4 protein-coding genes and 1 pseudogene are annotated in these 2,134 nt (G+C 59.3%); all 5 read right to left on the bottom strand.

All coding sequences use genetic code 11. The features are described 5' to 3' along the window. Window positions 1-116: 116 nt before the first annotated feature. On the bottom strand, window positions 117-293 hold the full coding sequence (locus JN414_RS16220) for a hypothetical protein (RefSeq protein WP_202208850.1): 177 nt from the start codon (window positions 291-293) through the stop codon (window positions 117-119). 155 nt (window positions 294-448) lie between these two features. After that, window positions 449-583, bottom strand: coding sequence for a hypothetical protein (locus JN414_RS17180; RefSeq protein WP_255494206.1), 135 nt, complete (start codon window positions 581-583; stop codon window positions 449-451). Continuing rightward, window positions 573-845, bottom strand: a complete 273-nt coding sequence (locus JN414_RS16225) for a hypothetical protein (RefSeq protein ID WP_024717183.1) — start codon at window positions 843-845, stop codon at window positions 573-575. Before JN414_RS16225 ends, JN414_RS17180 begins: the two co-directional genes overlap by 11 nt. Window positions 846-977: 132 nt before the next feature. Beyond that, window positions 978-1,355 (bottom strand): annotated as a pseudogene (gene ssb / locus JN414_RS16230) (single-stranded DNA-binding protein); the annotation flags it as partial. Window positions 1,356-1,526: 171 nt separating this feature from the next. Further along, complete coding sequence (locus JN414_RS16235) at window positions 1,527-1,892, bottom strand: hypothetical protein (RefSeq protein WP_202208852.1); 366 nt, start codon at window positions 1,890-1,892, stop codon at window positions 1,527-1,529. Between the last annotated feature and the right edge of the window lie 242 nt (window positions 1,893-2,134).

Genomic DNA, 2,134 nt, shown 5'->3' on the forward strand with positions numbered 1-2,134 from the left:
ACATGAGAGCACCAGTTCCGTACGTTTCAAAACGAGATTTTCCTTGCGCCGTAGAGGCCGTTCACACAAGAGTGAACGAACCCTTCAGGGCCGCCCCGATCCCTCTTTTGCTTTTTTTACCTATGGCCCTGATTTCTGCCTGAAGAGTCCCGCGTGAGAAAGAACGCCACAAACCCGACGGCAAGCACCAGCAGACCTCCTCTGGTTGGATGCAGAAATCCCTGCCAGATCAGGAGAAGAACAGCCGCCTGAATGACCAGAGCGCCGATGCGGATCGCGTTGTTTCGTGACATTGGCTCAGTCTAGTCTTTTTCTCTGTCCTGGCGCAGCCCCCCTGTGGGGGGCGAGCACTGGGGGCATCAAAGCTCGCGCCGGCGAGGCGCGTCCGCCTGATTGAACTAAACGAGCGGACAAAAAAAGCGGCCCGGAGGCCGCCTGTGTCGTCTTGTCAGGAAGGACTATGCCGCTTCTGTCGTGGGCTGGCGGTCGGGAGTAACCGGCTAGCAATCCATCCGAAAAGAGCGCAGCCACCTGCGAACGCGGCGAGCATCATCAGCAGGTTTGGGAAAAACTCATTCATCATGTTCGGTCTCCGTTGGCGTGACCTCAGTGTTCGGAATATAGCCCAGAAGCGTCCACGCGGCAATTTCAAAAGCGGCGGCGGCGAGCGCGGCTGCCAGACGCTGCCACATTGGAACGGCCGCTCCCGTGAAGAGCGGAGCCACAATCCCCGCCCCGAGGATTGCCAGCGCAAGGCTCTGGCAGCCGCTCGCGAAAAGCTTCACGCGCTCGGTTGTGTGCTGCGTGGACGTGGGAGGTCTGGGAGGCAGTGTCGGCAGCATCATGGAAATGTCTCTTCCGTGGTCATAGCGCCGGTTCCTGTGAGGAGAGTGAACGGGGACGGTCCTTTGGCAGGACCGTGCAGTGAACTGCGTACCTTAGAATGGCGTCTGATCGTCCCGTTCCTCATCCGACTGGCCCCAGCCGCCTCCTTCGCTTCCGCGGTTGCTATCCAGCAGAACCAGTTCACCCTTGAACCGGTCAACGACAACTTCTGTCGTGTAATGCTCCTGACCGCCCTGATCGGTCCATTTGCGGGTGCGCAGTTCGCCTTCGAGATAGACCTTGCGGCCTTTGCGGAGGAAACGTTCTGCGACGTCCCCCAGACGCTCATTGAAGATAACGACACGGTGCCATTCGGTGCGCTCACGGCGTTCGCCGCTCTGGCGGTCGTTCCATGTGTCAGACGTGGCGAGCGTAAAGCTCACGACCTTGGACCCGGACTGCGTATGACGGACTTCAGGGTCTTTACCAAGGTTGCCAACGAGAATGACTTTGTTAACGGAACCAGCCATGAGAGCCTCCAAGAACTAGGGAACGTATCGACTGGACTTGTTCGGCGTTATTGCCTCTGTCCATGAATAGAGAATAGGTTTTTACTTGGTGACAGTCAACGAAAAACGGCCGAAAACCGCCATTTCCGAAGAAATAAAGCCGATAAAATGTGTTATTTACTTGTTGATTACTCAATAGGTATTTGATGTTTTCCTAGACCCATCCTGCCCGTGCGGCGAGCACACTGACGGCGACGAGAGTGGAGCGACGGTGGCGTTTTCCTGAGCCCATCCTGCCACCGGCCAAGACGGGCGACGGGACAGGCCGTCAAGCCCGGAGCGTCCTGAGCAAGGGGGGCAGGTCTGCGGCTGATGCGGGGTCGCGTGCGGCCCTGCAGCAGACGCGGGCCAGACATCTGCCGCCGAGGGTCGCGCAGCGGCTTTACGGACTGGCACGGCGACTGTCAGACTGAACGCTGGATGCGAGGCCATCGTCGTGGAACGTGCCTCCCCGGACGGTCCGCAGGACTGGCCGGGGAGGTTGAGGAGCCGTCTCACGAACCGATCACTTAGACCAGGACCGTCCGTCATCGGAAAAGAACGCGGGCAAGCCGTTACCCGGAAGGGCCGAGACCCGAGGGCCAGACGCCCGGTTGAGGGCGGCTGGACGTCGGGGCTCGGTGGAGCTTGGCGACGCAGGAGCCTAGCGGAATTGATGTGGTGAACGGCCTCTATGCCTTACTTTAGTGCTAGGGTGCCGTTGCCAGTCAGGGCATCCGGAGAAGAACAATGACAGACAT

This window comes from Gluconobacter sp. Gdi, from assembly GCF_014132155.1.
Taxonomy (GTDB): Bacteria; Pseudomonadota; Alphaproteobacteria; order Acetobacterales; family Acetobacteraceae; genus Gluconobacter.

Bases quoted from the DNA above. Each gene is read 5' to 3' on its own strand.
- JN414_RS16220 (WP_202208850.1), bottom strand. From the start codon at position 293: ATGTCACGAAACAACGCGATCCGCATCGGCGCTCTGGTCATTCAGGCG.
- JN414_RS17180 (WP_255494206.1), bottom strand. From the start codon at position 583: ATGATGAATGAGTTTTTCCCAAACCTGCTGATGATGCTCGCCGCGTTC.
- JN414_RS16225 (WP_024717183.1), bottom strand. From the start codon at position 845: ATGATGCTGCCGACACTGCCTCCCAGACCTCCCACGTCCACGCAGCAC.